We start from the raw sequence: 21,152 nt of genomic DNA on the forward strand, positions 1-21,152 counted from the left end.
GGAGAAGAGGACGAACGCCGTCAGGTCGCGGTCCCGGGTCAGCTCGTCCAGGTGGCGGGCGGCGTCGACCTTGGAGCGGACGACCGTGTCGAACTGTTCGGGGGTGAGGCTGTCGAGGACGCCGTCGCCGAGGACACCGGCGGTGTGGACGACGGCGTCCACCGGGTGGTTCTCCAGCAGCTGGGTCACGGCCGTACGGTCCGTCATGTCGCAGGCGACCAGGGAGACTCGGGCGCCCAGGGCCGAGAGGTCGGCCTGCAGTTCGGCGGCGCCGGGTGCCTGTGCTCCGCGCCTGCTGGTGAGGACGAGGTGGCCGGCGCCGCGTTCGGCGGCCCAGCGGGCGACGTGGGCGCCGAGCGCGCCGGTGCCGCCGGTGATGAGGACCGTGCCGCTGGGCGTCCAGGGGGCGTCGGGTTCCTGGGTGAGGGGAACCAGGCGGCGGGCGAGGATGCCGCCGGTGCGGACGGCGACCTGGTCCTCGTCGGTGTCGGTGGCGGACAGCAGGGCGGCCAGCCGGGAGGCGGCGCGGCGGTCGAGTTCTTCCGGGAGGTCGATGAGACCGCCCCAGCGGTCGGGGTGTTCGAGTGCCGCCACCCGGCCCAGGCCCCAGACGGCGGCCTGGTCGAGGTGCGGCGGCGGGTCGGTGCGGCCCGCGGTGACCGCTTGCCGGGTGAGGGTCCACAGGGGTGCGGTGATGCCGGTGTCGCCGAGGGCCTGGACGAGGAGGGCGGTGGCCAGGGCGCCTTCGGGGGTTGCCGCGCGCTGTCCCGGGGCCAGGGCCAGGGTCGACACCACGCCGTTGACGGGGGCGTCTTCGGCGGCGGAGGCCAGCAGGCCGGCCAGTGTCGCGCGGTCGGCGCCGCTGGTGTGGGGCACGGTGACGAGGTCGGCGCCGCGTGCGGTCAGGGCCTCGGTCAGGGCGCCGTTCCAGCCGTCGTCGTCGAGGGCGGCCGGGGTGACGAGCAGCCAGCGGCCGGTCAGTCGTGCCTCGCCGGGCAGGCCGGCCACGGGGCGCCAGGTGACCTGGTAGTGGTGGCCGCCTTCGGCGGCGGCCGGTGCGGAGCCGTCGGCCCGGTAGGAGCGTTCGAGCCAGTAGCGGTCGCGCCGGAAGGCGTAGGTGGGCAGGTCGAGGGGCCGGGCGCCGGGGAGGAGGGCCGGCCACTCGGGTGTCCGGCCGTGTATGTGGAGGCGGCCGACGGCGGAGGTCAGGGCTTCGGCCTCGTCGCGGTCCTTGCGCAGGGCGGGGACGAAGAGCGTCTCGTCGCCGCCCGGGACGGCGGACTGGGCCAGCGCGGTGAGGGTGCCGTCCGGGCCGATCTCCACGAACCGTGTGACTCCGTGCCCGGCCAGCCAGTCGATGCCGTCGGCGAACCGTACGGCCTGCCGGACGTGGCGCACCCAGTACTCCGGGGACTCCAACTCCCCCGCGGCGGCCGCCTGTCCGGTCACGTTCGAGACGACCGCGATACGCGGCTCGCCGTAGGTGACGCTCTCGGCGACCGTGCGGAAATCGTCGAGCATCGGTTCCATCAGCGGGGAGTGGAAGGCGTGGCTGACGCGCAGGCGTGAGGTGCGGCGGCCGGACGCGGACAGTTCCTCCGCGACCGCTTCGGCCACGGCCTCGGCACCCGAGATCACCACTGAGCGGGGTCCGTTGACCGCCGCGATGGACACCTCGGACTCGTGGCCCTCCAGCAGCGGCGTGACCTCGTCCTCGGAGGCCTCGACGGCGAACATCGCACCGCCGGAGGGCAGTTGCTGCATCAGGCGCCCGCGTGCCGACACCAGACGGCACGCGTCTTCGAGCGACAGCACCCCGGCCACATGGGCGGCGGCCAGTTCGCCGATGGAGTGCCCGACCAGGAAGTCGGGGCGTACCCCCCACGACTCGACGAGGCGGAACAGGGCCACCTCGATGGCGAACAGGGCGGGCTGCGCCCACTCCGTCCGGTTCAGCGCCTCCGCATCCGTACCGGAAACCACACCCGTCAGATCGCCGTCCAGGTGTGCGCAGACGGCGTCGAAGGCCTCGGCGAACGCGGGGAAGGACTCGTACAGTTCACGGCCCATGCCGAGGCGCTGGGCGCCCTGGCCGGAGAAGAGGAAGGCGAGTTTGCCCTCGCCCTTCGCCGGGCCGGTGAGGACGCGGTCGGTGGCCCTGCCCTCGGCGAGTGCGGCGAGGCCGGTCAGCAGGTCCGTGCGGTCGGTGCCGAGGAGTGCGGCGCGCTGCGGGAGCGCGGTGCGGGTGGTGGCGAGGGAGAAGGCGAGGTCGTAGAGGTCCGTGTCGGGGTGGTCGGTGAGGTGGGTGGCGAGGCGTGCGGCCTGTTCGCGCAGGGCGTCCTCGTCGCGGCCCGAGAGCACCCAGGGCAGCAGGGGCAGTTCGGCGCGGGCGGGGGCGGGGGTCTCGGCGGCCGGTTCGGTGGCGGGGCTCTGCTCGCCGTCGGGGTTCTGCTCGCCGTCGGCGGCCTCGGTGGCGGGGGCCTGCTCGATGACGGCGTGGGCGTTGGTGCCGGAGACGCCGAAGGCGGAGACGGCGGCGCGGCGGGGGCGGTCGGTCTGCGGCCAGTCGACGGACTCGGCCAGCAGCTGGACGTTGCCGGCGGTCCAGTCGACGTGGGAGGACGGCCGTTCGACGTGCAGGGTGGGCGGCAGGACGCCGTGCCGCAGTGCCAGGACGGTCTTGATGACGCCGACGACGCCGGCGGCGGCCTGGGTGTGGCCGATGTTGGACTTGGCGGAGCCGAGCCACAGGGGGCGGTCGGCGTCGCGGCCCTGGCCGTAGGTGGCCAGCAGGGCCTGGGCCTCGATGGGGTCGCCGAGCGCGGTGCCGGTGCCGTGGGCCTCGACGGCGTCGACCTCGGTGGCGGGGACGCCGGCGTTGGCGAGGGCGGCGAGGATGACGCGTTGCTGGGAGGGGCCGTTGGGGGCGGTGAGGCCGTTGGAGGCGCCGTCCTGGTTGACCGCGCTGCCGCGGACGACGGCGAGGACCTGGTGGCCGTTGCGGCGGGCGTCGGAGAGGCGCTCGACGACGATCATGCCGACGCCCTCGGACCAGCCGGTGCCGTCCGCGTCCTCGGAGAAGGCCTTGCAGCGGCCGTCGGAGGCCAGGCCGCCCTGGTGGCCGAACTCGATGAAGGCGCCGGGGCTCGACATGACGGTGACGCCGCCGACGACGGCGAGCTCGCACTCGCCGGAGCGCAGCGACTGTGCGGCCAGGTGGAGGGCGACGAGGGAGGAGGAGCAGGCGGTGTCGACGGTGACGGCGGGGCCTTCGAGCCCCAGCGCGTAGGCGACGCGGCCGGAGACGACGGACATGGAGTTGCCGGTCAGCAGGTGGCCGCGGACGTCGTCGGGGACTTCGCGCAGTCCGCTGCTGTAGCCCTGGTCGCTGCATCCGACGAAGACGCCGGAGCGGCTGCCGCGCAGGGTGGCGGGGTCGATGCCCGCGCGTTCGAAGGCCTCCCAGGTCGCTTCCAGCAGCAGGCGCTGCTGGGGGTCCATGGCGAGGGCCTCGCGGGGCGAGATGCCGAAGAAGGCGGGGTCGAAGCGGTCGGCGTCGAAGACGAAGCCGCCCTGGCGGCGGTCGCCGCCGGTGGCCGTGTCGGCGGCGAGGTCCCAGCCGCGGTCGGCGGGCCAGTCCGTCACCGCGTCGGCTCCGGACAGGAGCAGGTCCCAGAAGTCCTCGGGCGAGCGGACACCTCCGGGCAGGCGGCAGCTCATGCCGACGACGGCGATGGGCTCGTTGTCCCTGGACTCCAACTGGCGCAGCCTGCGCCGGGTTTCGTGCAGGTCGACGGTGAGCCGCTTGAGGTAGTCCCGAAGCCGCGCTTCATTCGTCATGGACGCCCCATGCTGTTGTGGTGACGGAACGGTCGCACCGCGAGGGGGCCCGTGCCGGTGGCCGGGAGAGCCGGCGGGCACCTGGCCCTGTGCTGTTTCACCTCGTGCGGCTTGGACAGCATGTCGCGCGGCCGGGCCGTTTTCCGGCCCTGGCCGGGTTGTCTGGGGAAACCCTTGGAAATCATCACCGCAGGCCCGGGACGTGGTCGCGGGCCGTCGCCGCGGGCGCCGGGCGGGTGGGGCGGTGAAGGCCAAAAGGCCGCCCACAGGGCGGCCTTCGGGGGTGGTGACGGGGGTCGGTGCGGGGGGCGGCGGGGGCTCAGTTGTACGGCGGTGGGGCGCCCTTCTCCAGGACGGTGCGCAGGGCGGCGAAGGCCTCCTGCAGGGCGGTGAGCGCCTCGCCGATGCGCCAGGCCGAGCGGTCCCGGGGGCCGACGGTGTTGGAGACGGTGCGGATCTCCAGTACGGGGGTGTCGTGGGCGGCGGCGGCCTCGGCGACGCCGAAGCCCTCCATGGCCTCGGCCCCGGCGCCGGGGTGTGCCTGGGCCAGGGCGTGGGCGCGCTCGGCGGTACCGGTCGCGGTGGAGACGGTCAGCACGGGCGCGTGGGCGGCGCCCAGGGCGCGGGCCACGGCCGTGGCGAGGTGGGGCGGGCAGGGGTGGACGCTTCGGCCGAAGCCGAGGGTGTCGACGGGAAGGAAGCCCTCCGGGGAGTCGGCGCCGAGGTCGGCGGCGACGATGCGGTCGGCGACGACGACGGCGCCGACGGGTGCGTGCGGTCCGAAGCCGCCGCCGATGCCGGCGGCGACGACGAGGTGGTAGGGATCGCCGTGCAGGGCCGCGGCGGTCAGGGCCGCGCCGGTGGCGGCCGCGGCGGCGGCCGGTCCGACGCCCGCGGCGAGCAGGTCGGCGCGCAGCGGCCCGGGGGCGAAGCCGTCGCCGGTGCGTTTGAGGACATGGCCGGGCAGGGTGTGTTCGGTGGTGGCCGCGGCGGGGTCCAGTCCGCGGGCGGCGGCCTCGCGTTCCGCGGTGACGGCGGTCACCACGAGCAGCCGGACGGGGGTCATGAGGAGATCTGTACGCGGCCGTGGTCGCCGATGACGAACCGGTGGGTGGCGGGCAGGCGCGGGGCGAGGGTCACCTGGACGTTGCGTCCGATGAGGGAGGCCTCGACGCGGCGGATGCGGTCGAAGGAGGAGTCCCGCAGCACGATGGAGAACTCGATCTCGCTGCCGGTGATGCGGCAGTTCTCGGCGACGGAGGTGGAGGGGCCGATGTAGGAGTCGGTGATGACGCTGCCGGCGCCGATGACGGCGGGACCGACGATGCGCGAGCGGCGGACCTCGGTGCCGGCCTCGATGCGGACGCGTCCGATGATTTCGCTGGCCTCGTCGACGTAGCCGTCGATGCAGGTCTCCAGGCGTTCCAGGAGCGTGCGGTTGACCTCCAGCATGTCGGTGACGTTGCCGGTGTCCTTCCAGTAGCCGGTGATCACGGTGGAGCGGACGGTGAGCTGCTGCTCGACCAGCCACCGCAGGGCGTCGGTGATCTCCAGTTCGCCGCGCGCGGAGGGCTTGATGGCGCGGACGGCGTCGTGGACGCGGGGGGTGAAGAGGTAGACGCCGGCGACGGCGAGGTCGCTGCGGGGGTGCTGGGGCTTCTCCTCCAGGTCGAGGACGTTGCCGTGGTCGTCGATGACGGCGACGCCGAAGGCGGTGGGGTCGGGGACGCGGGTGAGCAGGATCTGCGCGTCGCAGCGGTCCTTGCGGAACTCGTCGACGACGTCGGTGATCCCGTCCAGGACGAAGTTGTCGCCGAGGTACATGACGAAGTCGTCGTCGCCGAGGAAGGGCCGGGCGATGAGGACGGCGTGGGCGAGCCCGAGGGGTTCGCTCTGCGGGATGTAGGTGACGTGCAGGCCGAAGGCGGAGCCGTCGCCGACGGCGGCCCTGATCTCCTCGGCGGTGTCTCCGACGATGATGCCGACGTCCGTGATGCCGGCCGCGGCGATGGCTTCGAGGCCGTAGAAGAGGATCGGTTTGTTGGCGACAGGGACCAGTTGCTTGCTGGACGTGTGGGTGATCGGCCGCAGTCGCGTACCGGATCCCCCCGCGAGCACGAGAGCCTTCACAGTTCCATCCAGGTGACGAGGGTTGGCCGGCCGAGTGGCCGCCGGGGCGTCCACTGGGCCGTGTGGGTGGGCGGGCGGCCGGCGTCCGTGGCGCCGGCCGCCCGCCGGTCAGGCGCCGCCGAGTTCGCTCTCCAGGAAGCGGCGCAGTTCGTCGTCCGACACTTCGTCCGGGTGGCCGGCGCCGGCCGCCTCCCGTACGGAGGGTGCGGCGGCGTCGAGCTGTTCGAGCAGCCGCTGGAGCCGGCCGCGGAGTCCGTCGTGCAGTGCGGCGTCGGCCGGCAGCTGCTGGAACTCTCCTTCCATCTGGTCGAGCCGGGCCAGAACGGTTCCGCCGGCGGCGGGGTGCGTGCCGGGTGCGGTGTCGGGTGCGGGGGCCATCTTGGCCAGCAGGTGGTCGGCGAGTCCGGTGGGGGTCGGGTAGTCGAACAGCAGGGTGGCCGGGAGGCGGACACCGGTGAGGGAGCCGAGCCGGTTGCGCAGTTCGACGGCGGTCAGCGAGTCGTATCCGAGCTGCAGGAAGCCCTGTTCGGGGTCGATGGTGTCGGCCGTGTCGTAGCCCAGGACGAGGGCCGCCTGGGCGAGCACCGTGTCCAGGACGGCGCCGGCGCGCTCGTGTTCCGGCAGGGCCGCGAGGCGGTCGCGCAGGCTGTCGCCGGATTCCGGTGCCGTGCCGGCGGCGGCCGGGTGGCCGGCGCGGGCCACCCGCGGGGTGCGGGTGGTGAGGAGGTCGCGCAGCAGGTGCGGCGCTTCTCCGTCGGGGGCGCGCAGGGCGGCCGGGTTGAGGGCGGCCGGGGCGAGGAAGGCGTCCGGCGCGGCGAGTGCGGCGTCGAGCAGGGCGAGGGCGTCGGCGCTGTCCATGGGCTGGACGCCGCCGCGTTCGACCCGGCGCAGATCGGCCGTGCCGAGTTTTCCGGTCATGCCGCTGCGTTCGGCCCACAGGCCCCAGGCGAGGGACTGTGCCGGGTGTCCCTCGGCGCTGCGGCGGGCGGCGAGGGCGTCGAGGAAGGCGTTGGCCGCCGAGTAGTTGCCCTGTCCGACGCCGCCGAAGGTGCCGGCGAGCGAGGAGAACAGGACGAACGCGGCGAGGCCGCTGTCGCGGGTGAGTTCGTCGAGGTGCAGTGCGGAGTCGGCCTTGGCCCGCAGCACGGTGTCCAGCCGGTCGGGGGTGAGCGCCTCGACGATGCCGTCGTCGAGGACACCGGCGGTGTGCACGACGGCGCTCAGCGGGCGGTCGGCGGGGACGGCGGCGAGGAGCGCGGCGAGGGCGTCGCGGTCGGCGACGTCGCAGGCGGCGACCGTCACCTCGGCGCCGTGGCCGCGCAGTTCCTCGGTGAGTGCGTCCATGCCCTCGGCGTCGGCTCCGCGGCGGCTGACCAGGAGCAGGGAGCGGACCTCGTGCGCGGTGACGAGGTGGCGGGCCACCTGCCGGGCGAGCACTCCGGACGCCCCGGTGACCAGGACCGTGCCGGGGCCGGCGAGGCCGGTGAAGTCCCCGGCGGACACGTCCTGGGCGCGGGTCAGGCGCGGGGCGAGGGCGGCGGCGCCGCGCAGGGCGGTCTCCGGTTCGCCGCCGGCCAGCACCGCGGGCAGCAGGTCGAGGGAGGCGGCGAGGCCGTCGTGGTCGAGGAGGCCGAAGCGGCCCGGGTTCTCGGCCCCGGCCGCGCGGATCAGGCCCCATACGGCGGCCTGCGCCGGGTCGGTGGCCGCGGCGTCGGCCGGGCCGGTGGCCACGGCGTGGCGGGTGGCGAACACCAGCCGGGCCGGGGCGAACGTCTCCTCCCGCAGCCAGGCGACGGCCAGTTCGAGGGCCCGGTGGGTGGTGTGCCGGACGGCTTCGGCGCGGTCGGCGGCGCCGGCGGTCGCGGGCAGGGCGACCACCACCGTCGGCGGCATCGGCATGCCGACGGCGACGACGGCGCGCAGGGCGTCGAGGCTGTCGTGGCGGCTCACCCGGCCGGCGTCGGCGCCGGCCCGGGCCGCCAGGGTGTCGTCGGCGCCGACCAGGGCCACTGCCGGGGTGGTGCCGGACCGTGTCTGGGCGGGCGCCCACCGCACGCGGTAGAGGTCGCCCGCGCCGGCGGCGGGTGCCAGCCGGCTGCTGTCGACGGGGCGCAGGGCAAGTCCGGCGATGTCGGCGACGGGGGTGCCGGTGGCGTCGGCGACCTGGACGGCGTAGTGCTGGTTTCCCTGCGGGGCGAGGCGCACCCGCAGGGCGGCGGGCCCGGCCGCGGTCACCGACACGCCGGTGAAGGTGAACGGCAGGAGTGTGGGTCCGTCGGCGTCGGCGACGAGTGCCACGGTGTGCAGGGCGGCGTCCAGGAGCGCGGGGTGGACGGTGAAGTCCTCGGTGCGTTCGGGCTGTGCGCCGTCCTGCGGGGCGATCTCCGCGTACACCTCCTCGCCCAGGCGCCAGGCGGCGCGCAGGCCGCGGAAGGCGGGGCCGTAGGCGAAGCCGTTGTCGGCGATGCGGGTGTACAGCTCGGACACGTCGAGGGGTTCGGCGCCGGCGGGCGGCCAGAGGGCCGCGTCGAACGGTCCGGGGTGCTCGGCCTTCTCGTCGCTGAGCGTGCCCTCGGCGTGCCGGACCCAGGGCCGGGCCGTCTCGCCGTCCGTGCCCTGGGGCCGCGAGTGCACGGTCAGGGCGCGGGTCGCGGAGCCGTCGGAGGGGGCGACGGTGACCTGGAGCTGGACGGTTCCGGCGGCCGGCAGGACGAGCGGGGCTTCCAGGGTGAGGTCGGCGACCTGCGCGGCGCCGGCCCGTTCGCAGGCCTGGAGGGCGAGTTCGAGGAACGCGGTGCCCGGGAAGAGGACCACGTCGCCGAGCGCGTGGTCGCGCAGCCAGGGCTGGCGTTCCGCGGACACGGTGCCGGTGAGCAGCACCCCGTCCGAACCGGCCAGCGGTACGGCGACGTCGAGCAGCGGGTGCCCGGCGGGCTCCAGTCCGGCGCGGGCGACGTCGCGGATGCCGGTGGTGGCCTCCAGCCAGTACCGGGCCCGCTGGAAGGGGTAGGTCGGCAGGTCGGTGCGGCGTGCTCCCAGCGGGGCGAGCAGTTGGGCCCAGTCGGGCATGTGGCCGCGGGTGTGCAGCCGGGCGAGTGCGGTGGTGAGGGACTCGATCTCGTCGGTGTCGCGGCGCAGCAGCGGGACGAGGGTGGCCTCGCCGGTGACGCAGTCGCCGGCCATGGCGGTCAGTACGGCGCCGGGGCCGATCTCGACGTAGGTGGTGATGCCCTGTTCCTCCAGGGTGCGTACGCCGTCGTGGAAGCGGACGGCTTCGCGGACCTGGCGCACCCAGTAGGCGGGCTCACCGATCCCGTACTCGCCGGACCCGGGCTCACCGGTCCCGGGCTCGCCGGAGGGGCGGCCGGTGACGGCGGAGACGACGGGCAGGGTCGGTGTGCGGTGGTCGAGGTGTGCGGTGAGTGCGGCGAACTCGTCGAGCATGGGGTCCATGCGGGGTGAGTGGAAGGCGTGGCTGACGTTCAGGCGCCGGGTCTTGCGGCCCTGGGCGGCCAGCGCGTCGGCGACGGCGGTCACCGCGTCCTCGTCGCCGGAGACGACGGTCGCCAGGGGGCCGTTGAGGGCGGCGATCGCGGCCCTGCCCTCGTGGCCGGCGAGCAGTTCCCGCACCTCTTCCTCGGACGCCTGTACGGAGATCATGGCGCCGCCCTCCGGGAGGGCCTGCATGAGCCGGCCGCGGGTGGCGACCAGCAGGCAGGCGTCCTGAAGGGAGAGCACCCCGGCGACGTGCGCGGCGGCGATCTCGCCGACGGAGTGGCCAAGGACGGCGTCGGGCTTCAGGCCCGCGCTCTCCACGAGCCGGAACAGGGCGACCTCGACGGCGAACAGGCCTGCCTGGGTGTAGGCGGTCTGGTCCAGGAGTGCGGCCTCGGGCGTCCCGGCCGGGGCGAACAGGATGTCGCGCAGGGGGCGTTCGAGGTGGGTGTCCATGTGGGCGCAGACCGCGTCCAGGGCGTCGGCGAAGGCGTCGTGCGCGGCGTAGAGCCTGCGGCCGGTCTCGGGCTGCTGCGCGCCCTGTCCGGAGAAGAGGAACGCCACCTTGCCGGAGCGTGCCCGGTCCACCGCCAGGCGCGGGTGCTGGCGGCCCTCGGCGAGTGCGGTCAGGGCCTCGGTGAAGGAGCCGAGGTCGCCGGCGACGACCGCGGCGCGGTCCTCGAAGGCGGCCCGTGCGGTGGCCAGGGACAGGGCGATGTCGGCCGGGCTCGCGCCGTGCGGCGAGGCGAGGTGGTCGAGCAGGCGTGCCGCCTGCTCGCGCAGGGCGGCGGTGCCGCGGGCCGACAGCAGCCACGGGACGACGGGGGCGGCGGTGCCGGTGGCCGGTGCGGCCGCGGTACCGGACCCGGACCCGGGCTCGGTCTCAAGCTGGGGCTGGGGCTTGGACTCAAGCTGGGGCTTGGACTGCGGCTCCGGCTGGGATGCGGGCTGGGGTTCGGGTTCCTGGAGGATGACGTGGGCGTTGGTCCCGCTGACGCCGAAGGAGGAGACACCGGCGCGGCGCGGGCCCTGGCCCGGGGCCCACTCGCGTTCCTGGTCGAGCAGGCGTACCGCGCCCGAGGACCAGTCGATGTGCGGCGAGGGGTTCTCGGCGTGCAGGGTGCGCGGCAGGACGCCGTTGCGCATCGCCATCACCATTTTGATGATGCCGGCGACGCCCGAAGCGGCCTGGGTGTGGCCGATGTTGGACTTCAGCGCGCCCAGCCACAGCGGCCGCTCGGCGGGCCGGTCCTGCCCGTAGACCGCGAGGATCGCCTGCGCCTCGATCGGGTCGCCGAGCTTGGTGCCGGTGCCGTGCGCCTCGACGACGTCCACGTCGGCCGGGGAGAGTCCGGCGCCGGCGAGGGCCTGGCGGATGACGCGCTGCTGGGAGGGCCCGTTGGGGGCGGTGAGCCCGTTGGAGGCGCCGTCCTGGTTGACGGCCGTACCGGCGACCGTCGCCAGGACGGTGTGGCCGTTGCGGCGGGCGTCGGACAGGCGCTCCAGGAGCAGCAGACCGACGCCCTCGGCCCAGCCCGCGCCGTCCGCGTCGGCGGAGAACGCCTTGCAGCGGCCGTCGGGCGACAGGGCGCGCTGCCGGCTGAACTCGATGAAGGTGTTCGGTGTGGAGATCACGGTGACGCCGCCCGCGAGGGCGAGCTCGCACTCTCCCGAGCGCAGTGCCTGGACGGCCAGGTGCAGGGCGACCAGGGAGGAGGAGCAGGCCGTGTCCACGGTGACCGCGGGGCCTTCCAGGCCGAAGGTGTAGGCGATACGGCCGGAGGCGACGCTGCTCGCGCTGCCGGTGGCCAGATAGCCCTCCAGGCCGTCGGGGGCGCGGCGGGCCCGGCTGCCGTAGTCGTTGTAGTTGGAGCCGATGAAGACGCCGGCCTGGGTGCCGCGGACGAGTGCGGGGTCGATCCCGGCCCGCTCGAAGGCCTCCCACGACGTCTCCAGCAGCAGCCGGTGCTGCGGGTCGACGGCGACGGCCTCACGGGGTGAGATCCCGAAGAAGGCGGGGTCGAACCGGTCGGCGTCGTAGAGGAATCCGCCGTGGCGGGCGTAGGAGTGGCCGGGCTTGTCGGGGTCGGGGTCGTAGAGGCTCTCCACGTCCCAGCCGCGGTTGTCGGGGAAGGGTGTGATGGCGTCCGTGCCGTCGGCGACCAGGCGCCACAGTTCCTCGGGCGAGGTGACGCCGCCGGGGAAGCGGCAGCCCATGCCGACGATGACGACGGGGTCGTCGTCGACGGCGGTGTGCGGGAGGGCGGGCAGGCCCTCCGCCGCGACGGCGCTGTCGTCGCCGAACAGTTCGCTGTCGAGGTGGGCGGCGAGCGCCGCGGCCGAGGGGTGGTCGAAGGCCAGGGTGACCGGCAGGCGCAGCCCGGTCGCCTCGGCGAAGCGGTTGCGCAGTTCGACGGCGGTCAGCGAGTCGAGGCCGTGGATGGCCCGGTCCTCGGGCACGGCGTCGATGTCGGTGTGGCCGAGGACGGCCGCGGCCTGCCGGCGGACCTCCAGGCGCAGGGCCGCGCGGCGCTCGTCCGGGGCCAGCCCGCGCAGCCGTGCCACCAGCGGCGGCCCGTCCTGCGTCGCGGTGTCCTTGTCGGTGCTCTCGCCCGCGGCGGCGGCCCTGCGGGCCTCGGGGAACTCGCGCAGCGCGGCGAAGGCGCGGGCGGTGATCAGTTTCCAGTCGACGTCGGCGACGACGAGGAACTCCTCGTCCTGGTCGAGGGCCTTCTGGAGGGCGGACACCGCCAGTTCGGGGTCCATGGGCGGTACGCCGTCGCGGCGCAGCCGCTGGGCGACCTCCTCGCTGACCATGCCGCCCCCGGCCCAGGTGCCCCAGGCCACGGAGGTCGTCGGCAGGCCGTCGGCGCGCCGCTGGGCGGCGAAGGCGTCGAGGAAGGCGTTGGCGGCGGCGTAGCTGCCCTGGCCGGGTCCGCCGAGTGTGCCGGCCATGGAGGAGAACAGGACGAACGCGGAGAGGTCGAGGTGGCGGGTCGCCTCGTGCAGGGCCAGCGCGGCGTCCGCCTTGGGCCGCAGGACGCCGTGGGCGCGCTGCGGGGTGAGTGCGTCGATGACACCGTCGTCGATGATGCCGGCGGTGTGCACGACGGCGGTCAGGGTGCCGCCGCCGGGCAGGTCGTCGACCAGGCGGCGCACGGCCTCGCGGTCGGCGACGTCGCAGGCGACGACCGTGGCGGGGGTGCCCAGTTCGGCGAGTTCGGCGACGAGTCCGGCGGCGCCGGGGGCTTCGGGGCCGCGGCGGCTGACCAGTACCAGGTGCTCGGCGCCGCTGCGGGCCAGCCAGCGGGAGATGTGCCGGCCGAGGCCGCCGGTGGCTCCGGTGACCAGGACGGTGCCGCTGGGTGTCCAGGCCGGTCCGTCCGGGCGCGGGCCGTCGCCGGCCCGGACGAGCCTGCGGGCGAACAGGCCCGAGGGGCGCAGGGCGATGTGGTCCTCGTCGAGGTGTCCGGCCAGGGCGGCGGCGAGGCGGCGGCCGGCCCGTTCGTCCACGGTCTCGGGCAGGTCGATCAGGCCGCCCCAGCGCTGCGGGTACTCCAGCGAGGCGATCCGGCCCAGGCCCCAGCTCATGGCCTGCAGCGGGTGGTCCAGTACGTCGTTGCGGTGTACGGAGACCGCGCCGCGGGTGGCGCACCACAGGGGTGCGTCGAGGGAGGCGTCGCCGAGCGCCTGGAGCAGGGTGGTCATCAGGACCAGGCCGGTGGGCAGGGCGCCTTCGTCGGCCCAGGGGCGTTCGTCGAGGGCCAGCAGGGACAGGACGCCGTGCACGGGTCCGTGGGCGGCCTCTTCCCGCAGGAGGTCGGCGAGCCGCTCGCGTTCGGCCTCGCGGCCGCCGATGACGAGGGTGCGCAGGCCGGCGGCCCGTTCCCCGATCGCCGAGGTCACGCCGTGCACGAGTGCGCCGTCCTGGTGTCCCTCGGGGACGACGAGGAGCCAGGTGCCGTCGAGGGTCGTGGGGGACGCGCCCCGTTCGGGCTTGGGCCGCCAGGTGATGCGGTAGCGCCAGCTGTCGAGGGTGGAGCGTTCCTGCCGGCCCCGGCGCCAGGAGGACAGCGCCGGGACGACTTCGCCCAGGGACTGTACGTCGTCGATGCCGAGGGTCTGGGCGAGGGTTTCGACGTCGCCGTCCTCGACCGATGCCCAGAAGCCGTCGTCGGCCAGGTCGATGCCGCCGAACACGACGGGGTCGGCAAGGGAGGCGTTCTGTTCGGACGACTCCAGCCAGAAGTGCTGCCGCTGGAAGGCGTAGGTGGGCAGTTCGACCCGGTGCGGGGTGAGTCCCTCGAACACCGGGTTCCAGTCCACGTCCACGCCGCGCACCCAGGCCTCGCCCAGTGAGGTGTAGAACCGGGCCAGACCACCCTGGTCACGGCGCAGGGTGCCGGTCACCAGGGCGTCGGCGCCCGCTGCTTCGACGGTCTCGGCGACGGGGACGGTCAGTACGGGGTGCGGGCTCATCTCCAGGAACGCGCCGTGCCCGGCCGTCACCAACTCCCGTACCGCGGACTCCAGTTCCACCCGTCCGGCGCAGGTTGGTGTACCAGTACCCGGCATCGGTGACCGCTTCCTCGACCCAGCTGCCGGTGACGGTGGAGAAGAACGGCACTTCGGGTGTCCGGGGTGTGACCGGGCCCAGGACGTCCAGGAGTTCGTCGCGGATGGACTCCACATGCGCCGAGTGCGAGGCATAGTCGACCTCGACCCGGCGCACCCGCACCTCCCGCACCTCCGCGAGCTCCACCAGTTCATCCAGGGCGTCGGCATCGCCGGAGACCACCACCGAGGTCGGGCCGTTGACCGCGGCGACCGACACCCGGCCGCCCCAGCCCGCGATCAGCTCCTCCGCCCCGGTGCGGGGCAGGGCCACCGACACCATGCCGCCGCGTCCGGCCAGCGCGATGATCGCCCGGCTGCGCAACGCCACCACCCGGGCACCGTCGGCCAGGCTCAGCGCACCCGACACCACCGCGGCGGCGATCTCACCCTGCGAGTGGCCCACCACCGCGGCCGGACGTACTCCGTACGACTCCCACAGCGCCGCAAGCGACACCATCACCGCCCACAGCACCGGCTGCACCACATCCACCCGCTCAAAACCCGGAGCACCCTCCACGCCCCGCACCACATCCACCAACGACCAGTCCACGAAAGCGTCCAAAGCTGCCGCGCACTCGCCGAACCGCGCCGCGAACACCGGTGACGAGTCCAGCAGTTCCACCGCCATGCCCACCCACTGCGCACCCTGCCCCGGGAACACGAACACCGAGTCGATGTCCTCGCCGGGGTTGTGGGTGGTGCCGCGGACGAGTGCGGGGGTCGCCTCGCCGTCGGCGAGGGAGGTGAGGGCGGCCAGGAGTTCGTCGCGGTCGGTGCCGACGACGACGGCGCGTTCTTCCAGGGCGGCGCGTCCGGTCGCCAGGGAGTGGGCGACGTCGACGGCGCCGGGGTCGCTGTCTGTGAGGGCGGACACGAGCCGGTCGGCCTGGGCCTTGAGGGCCTTGTCCGAGCGGGCCGTGACGAGCCAGGGGACGGCCGGGCCGTCCGCCGTGGGGGCGGGCCGCGGTGCGGCTCCGGTTTCCGGCTGCTCGATGACGATGTGGGCGTTGGTGCCGCTGACGCCGAAGGAGGAGATGCCGGCGCGGCGGGGGTGTCCGTTCTCCTCCCAGGGCCGTGCCTGGGAAAGGACTTCGACGGCGCCGGTCTCCCAGTCCACGAACGGTGACACCGCGTCGGCGTGCAGGGACTTGGGCATCGTGCCGTGCCGCATGGCCTGCACCATCTTGATGACGCCGGCCATGCCGGAGGCGGCCTGGGTGTGGCCGATGTTCGACTTCACCGAGCCCAGCCACAGGGGGCGGTCGGCGGGCCGGTCCTGGCCGTAGGTGGCCAGCAGGGCCTGGGCCTCGATGGGGTCGCCGAGTTTGGTGCCGGTGCCGTGCGCCTCGACGACGTCGACATCCGCCGTCGACAGGCCGGCGTTGGCCAGCGCGGACCGGATGACGCGTTGCTGGGAGAGTCCGTTGGGGGCGGTGAGGCCGTTGGAGGCGCCGTCCTGGTTGATCGCCGAGCCGCGGACCACGGCCAGTACCGGGTGGCCGTTGCGGCGGGCGTCCGAGAGCCGTTCCAGGAGCACCATGCCGACGCCTTCGGCCATGCCCATGCCGTCGGCGTCGGCGGAGAAGGGCTTGCAGCGGCCGTCCGTCGCGAGTCCGCGCTGCCGGCTGAAGCCGACGAGGCCGATGGGTTCGCCCATGACGGCGGCGCCGCCGGTGAGGGCGAGGGAGCACTCGCCGGAGCGCAGCGACTGGACGGCCGTGTGCAGGGCGACCAGGGCGGAGGAGCAGCCGGTGTCCATGGTGACGGCCGGGCCCTCCAGGCCGAGGGTGTAGGAGATGCGGCCGGAGGCGATGCTGGTGACGGTTCCGGTGATCAGGTGGCCCTCAAAGCCTTCCGGGGCCTGGCCGCGGGAGCCGTATCCCTGGTGGGAGACGCCGACGAAGACGCCGGTGGGAGTGCCGTGGAGGCTGTCCGGGGCGATGCCGGCCCGTTCGAAGACCTCCCAGGCGGTCTCCAGCAGGAGGCGCTGCTGGGGGTCCATGGCCATCGCCTCGCGCGGCGAGATCTCGAAGAAGGCGGCGTCGAAGTCGGCCGCGTCGTGCAGGAATCCGCCTTCGCGGGCGTAGGTCGTACCGGCCCGGTCCGGATCGGGGTCGTAGAGGTTGTCGACGTCCCAGCCGCGGTCGGTGGGCAGCAGGGACACCGCGTCGGTCTCGTCCTGGATGAGGCGCCACAGGTCGTCGGGGGAGGTGACGCCGCCGGGGAAGCGGCAGCCCATGGACACGATGGCGATGGGCTCGTCGTCGTGCGCGGCGGCCGCGGGGGGGACGGCGGCGGGCGGGGAGTCGGCGGCCGTGTCCTCGGGGACGAGGCGGGTGCGCAGGAGCCGGACGAGGTCGCGCACGTTGGGGTGGTCGAAGACGATCGTCGCCGGAAGGCCCAGGCCGGTGGCGGAGTTGAGGCGGTTGCGCAGTTCGACCGCGGTCAGGGAGTCGAAGCCCATGTCGCGGAAGGCGCGGGTGACGGCGATCTCCGCGCTGTCCGCGAAGCCGAGGACCGCGGCCACCTCGCCGCGGACCAGGTCGGACAGGGCCCGGTCGCGTTCGGCGGGAGACATTGCGGCCAGCTCCGCGCGGAAGGTGTCGGCGCGGCTGCCCGCGCTCGCGACGACGGCCTCGTCGGCCTTCATCACCTCGGTGACCTCGGGCACCTCGTGCAGGAGCGGTCGCGGGTGGGCGGCGGTGAAGACCGGGACGAACCGTTCCCAGTCGATGTCGGCGACGGCGAGGAACGTGTCGTCGTGGTCGAGTGCCTGCTGCAGTCCGTCGACGGCCAGCTTCGGGTCCATGAAGGGGATGCCGCGCCAGCGCAGCTGTTCCCGGACGATGTTGACCGCCATGCCGCCGCCCTCGGGGCTCCAGATGCCCCATGCGAGGGAGGTACCGGTCAGGCCGCGGGCGCGGCGGTGGTCGGCGAGGGCGTCGACGTAGGCGTTGGAGGCGGAGTAGGCGCCGTGGTCGCCGCTGCCCCAGGTGCCCGCGACCGAGGAGTAGAGCACGAACGCGTCGAGGCGGTCGTGGTCGAAGACGGCGTCGAGGTTCACCGCTCCGAGGAGCTTGGCGCGCAGGCCCTCGGCGAAGAAGTCCATGTCCGTGTCGGCGAGCGGCGCCAGCATGCCGACGCCGGCGGTGTGCACGACGGTGCGGATGGCGGGGCCGTCGGCCTCGACCTGTTCCACGAGCCGGGTCAGGGCCTCGCGGTCGGCGACGTCGCAGGCGGCGATGGTCACGCGGCAGCCGAGGGCGGTGAGTTCGTCGCGCAGTTCGGCGGCGCCGGTGGCGTCGAGGCCGTGGCGGCTGGTGAGGACCAGGTGTTCGGCGCCGTTTCGGGCGAGGAGGCGCGCGGCGTGGCCGCCGAGCCCTCCGGTGCCGCCGGTGACCAGGGCGCTGCCGCTGGTGCGCCAGGCGCGGGCTCCGGGGCGGCCGGAGAGCGGGGCGCGGACCAGGCGGCGGATGTAGGTGCCGGAGGGGCGCAGCGCGATCTGGTCCTCGTCGCCGGCGGCGGCGAGGGTGGCCACGAGTGCGGCTCCGGTGCGCGGGTCGAGTGCGGCGGGCAGGTCGATCAGGCCGCCCCACAGTTTGGGCTGTTCGAGGGCGAGGACCCGTCCGAGGCCCCAGACGGCGGCTTGGAGGGGGTGCTTGACGGTGTCGCCGCCGATGCCGGTGGTGGCCGACTCGGTGGTCAGGAACCACAGCCGGGTGTCGGTCCCGGCGTCGAGGAGGCCCTGGACGAGGGAGAGCGACTGGGTGAGGCCGACGGTGGGTCCGTCGTGGCCGGGTGCGAAACGTTCGTCGAGGGAGAGGAGGGACACCACGCCGCGTACGGGTGTGGAGGCGTCGGCGGCGGTGATGTCGGTCAGCTGCTCCGCCACGGCGGTCCGGTCGAGGTCCGTCTCGCTCATCACCAGGGGGACGGTCGCGGCTCCGGCCTCGACGAGGAGGCGGGACACGGCCTGGACGAGCGTGTCGTCCTGGTGGGTCTCGGGGATGACGATGAGCCAGGTGCCGTCGAGGGTCGTGGCGGCGGGTGTGGCGGCGGGCTCGGGCCGCCAGGTGATGCGGTAGCGCCAGCTGTCGAGGGTGGAGCGTTCCTGCCGGCCGCGGTGCCAGGAGGACAGGGCCGGGACGACCTCGCCGAGTACGGACGGGTCGTCCAGGCCGAGGGTCCGGGCGAACTCCTCCAGGTCGCCGTCCTCGACGGTCTTCCAGAACCGCTCCCCCACCGGATCCACCACCCCGGCCGAGATCTTCGGCAACTCCAGCCAGTACCGCTGCCGCTGGAAGGCGTAGGTGGGCAACTCGACCCGGTGCGGCCCGTACGGAGCGAAAGCCGGGTTCCAGTCCACGTCCACGCCGTGTGCCCAGGCCTCGCCCAGCGAGGTGTAGAACCGGGCCAGACCACCCTGGTCACGGCGCAGGGTGCCGGTCACCAGGGCGTCGGCGCCCGCTGCTTCGACGGTCTCGGCGACGGGGACGGTCAGTACCGGGTGCGGGCTCATCTCCAGGAACGCACCGTGCCCGGCCGTCACCAACTCCCGTACCGCGGACTCCAGTTCCACCGTCCGGCGCAGGTTGGTGTACCAGTACCCGGCATCCGTGACCGCCTCCTCGATCCACTCGCCGGTGACGGTGGAGAAGAACGGCACCTCCGGCACCCGGGGCGTGACCGGGCCCAGGACATCCAGGAGCTCGTCGCGGATGGACTCCACATGCGCCGAGTGCGAGGCATAGTCCACCTCGACCCGGCGCACCCGCACCTCCCGCGTACCCGCGAACTCCACCAGCTCATCCAGGGCGTCGGCATCACCGGAGACCACCACCGAGGTCGGACCGTTGACCGCAGCCACCGACACCCGGCCGCCCCAGCCCGCGATCAACTCCTCCGCCTCGATGCGGGGCAGGGCCACCGACACCATGCCCCCACGCCCGGCCAGCGCGATGATCGCCCGGCTGCGCAACGCCACCACCCGCGCACCGTCCGCCAGACTCAACGCACCCGACACCACCGCAGCAGCGATCTCACCCTGCGAGTGACCCACCACCGCGGCCGGCCGTACTCCGTACGACTCCCACAACGCCGCAAGCGACACCATCACCGCCCACAGCACCGGCTGCACCACATCCACCCGGTCGAACCCCGGAGCGCCTTCCACGCCCCGCACCACATCCACCAACGACCACTCCACAAACACATCCAAAGCCGCCGCGCACTCACCGAACCGCGCCGCGAACACCGGTGACGAGTCCAGCAGTTCCACCGCCATGCCCACCCACTGCGCACCCTGCCCCGGGAACACGAACACCGAGTCGATGTCCTCGCCGGGGTTCTCGGCGAGGCCGCGGGCCACGGTGGCGGGCTGGTCGCCGCGTGCGGTGGCCCGCAGGGCGGTGAGCAGTTCGTCGCGGTCGGTGCCGACGACGACGGCGCGTTCCTCCAGGGCGGCGCGTCCGGTCGCCAGGGAGTGGGCGACGTCGAGGGCGCTGAAGTCGCCGGTCCCGATGCGGGCGGCGAACTGTTCGGCCTGGGCCTTCAGGGCGGTGTCCGAGCGGGCGGACAGCAGCCAGGGAAGGGCGGCGGGGGTGCCGGGGTCGGCCGGGACGACAGGCTCGGCGGCCTCGGTGTCCTCGGCGGCCTCCTGTGGTTCCTCGTCCTGGGGTGCCTGTTCCAGGACGACGTGGGCGTTGGTGCCGCTGCCGCCGAAGGAGGAGACACCGGCGCGGCGGGGCCTGCCGGTCTCGGGCCAGTCGATGGCTTGCGTCAGGAGTTTGAGGGGGCCGGCGGACCAGTCGACGTGGGAGGTCGGCTCGTCGACGTGCAGGCTCTTGGGGAGGAAGCCGTGGCGCAGGGACTCGACCATTTTGATCACGGCGGCGACGCCGGAGGCGGCCTGGGTGTGGCCTATGTTCGACTTCACCGAGCCCAGCCACAGGGGACGGTCGGCGGAGCGGTCCTGGCCGTAGGTCGCCTGCAGGGCCTGGGCCTCGATCGGGTCGCCGAGCTTGGTACCGGTGCCGTGCGCCTCCACGACGTCGACATCCGCCGCCGACAGGCCGGCGTTGGCCAGCGCGGACCGGATGACGCGCTGCTGGGAGGGACCGTTGGGGGCGGTGAGCCCGTTGGAGGCACCGTCCTGGTTGATCGCCGAGCCGCGGACCACCGCCAGCACCTGGTGACCGTTGCGCCGGGCGTCCGAGAGCCGCTCCAGGAGCAGGACACCGACTCCCTCGCCCCAGCCGGTGCCGTCCGCGCTCTCCGCGAACGGCTTGCAGCGGCCGTCGACCGCGAGTCCGCGCTGCCGGCTGAACTCCACGAAGTTGCGGGTGGTGGCCATGACGGTGGCGCCGCCGGTGATGGCCATGGAGCACTCGCCGGTGCGCAGGGCCTGCACGGCGAGGTGCAGGGCCACCAGGGACGAGGAGCACATGGTGTCGAGGCTGACCGCGGGGCCTTCGAGGCCGAAGCTGTAGGAGAGGCGGCCGGAGAGGACGGCGGCGGAGCCGCCGGTCAGCAGGTGGCCCTCGACGTCGTCGGGCGCGTTGGTGCCGTCGACGGCGTAGCCCTGGTTGCTGGAGCCGATGAAGACGCCGGTGCTGCTGCCGCGCAGGGTGTTCGGGTCGATGCCGGCCCGTTCGAAGACCTCCCAGGTGGTCTCCAGCAGGAGGCGCTGCTGGGGGTCCATGGCGAGGGCCTCGCGCGGCGAGATGCCGAAGAAGGCGGCGTCGAACTCGGCGGCCTCGTAGAGGAAGGCCCCTTCGCGGACATAGCTGGTGCCGGTCCGGTCGGGATCGGGGTCGTAGAGGGCGTCGAGGTCCCAGCCGCGGTCCGTGGGCATGGCCGCGACGGTGTCGGTGCCCTCGGTCACCAGCTTCCAGAGGTCCTCGGGCGTGCGGGCTCCGCCGGGCATGCGGCAGGCCGTGGCCACGATGGCGACCGGCTCGTGCTCGCGGGTCTCGAACTCGGCGAGCCTGCGGCGGGTCTGCCGCAGGTCCGTGGTGACCCGCTTGAGGTAGTCGCGGAGCTTGTCCTCGTTGTTGTCCATGGCAAAGTCA

The 21,152-nt window shown here is 74.1% G+C and carries 5 protein-coding genes; all 5 read right to left on the reverse strand.

What is annotated here, in order from left to right; genetic code table 11:
* Nucleotides 1–3,840, reverse strand: a 3,840-nt coding sequence (locus RV986_RS54030; RefSeq protein ID WP_475925014.1) for a type I polyketide synthase, incomplete at its 3' end; no start/stop codon positions are given.
* 319 nt (nucleotides 3,841–4,159) lie between these two features.
* Nucleotides 4,160–4,906, reverse strand: a complete 747-nt coding sequence (locus tag RV986_RS54035) for a futalosine hydrolase (protein ID WP_475925015.1) — start codon at nucleotides 4,904–4,906, stop codon at nucleotides 4,160–4,162.
* Nucleotides 4,903–5,970: a glucose-1-phosphate thymidylyltransferase gene (locus RV986_RS54040; protein WP_475925016.1), complete on the reverse strand. Its 1,068-nt coding sequence runs from the start codon at nucleotides 5,968–5,970 to the stop codon at nucleotides 4,903–4,905. The genes RV986_RS54035 and RV986_RS54040 overlap by 4 nt, the downstream gene beginning before the upstream one ends.
* 108 nt (nucleotides 5,971–6,078) lie before the next feature.
* Nucleotides 6,079–13,944, reverse strand: coding sequence for an SDR family NAD(P)-dependent oxidoreductase (locus tag RV986_RS54045; protein ID WP_475925050.1), 7,866 nt, complete (start codon nucleotides 13,942–13,944; stop codon nucleotides 6,079–6,081).
* Entirely contained in the window at nucleotides 13,853–21,142 is a 7,290-nt protein-coding gene (locus RV986_RS54050; RefSeq protein ID WP_475925017.1) for a type I polyketide synthase, read from the reverse strand. Before RV986_RS54050 ends, RV986_RS54045 begins: the two co-directional genes overlap by 92 nt.
* Nucleotides 21,143–21,152 lie beyond the last annotated feature (10 nt).

This window comes from Streptomyces sp. RLA012 (genome assembly GCF_056270325.1).

Excerpts from the sequence above, each read along its gene's own strand:
- RV986_RS54035 (WP_475925015.1), bottom strand. The coding sequence starts at position 4,906 with ATGACCCCCGTCCGGCTGCTCGTGGTGACCGCCGTCACCGCGGAACGC.
- RV986_RS54045 (WP_475925050.1), bottom strand. The coding sequence starts at position 13,944 with ATGAGCCCGCACCCCGTACTGACCGTCCCCGTCGCCGAGACCGTCGAA.
- RV986_RS54050 (WP_475925017.1), bottom strand. The coding sequence starts at position 21,142 with ATGGACAACAACGAGGACAAGCTCCGCGACTACCTCAAGCGGGTCACC.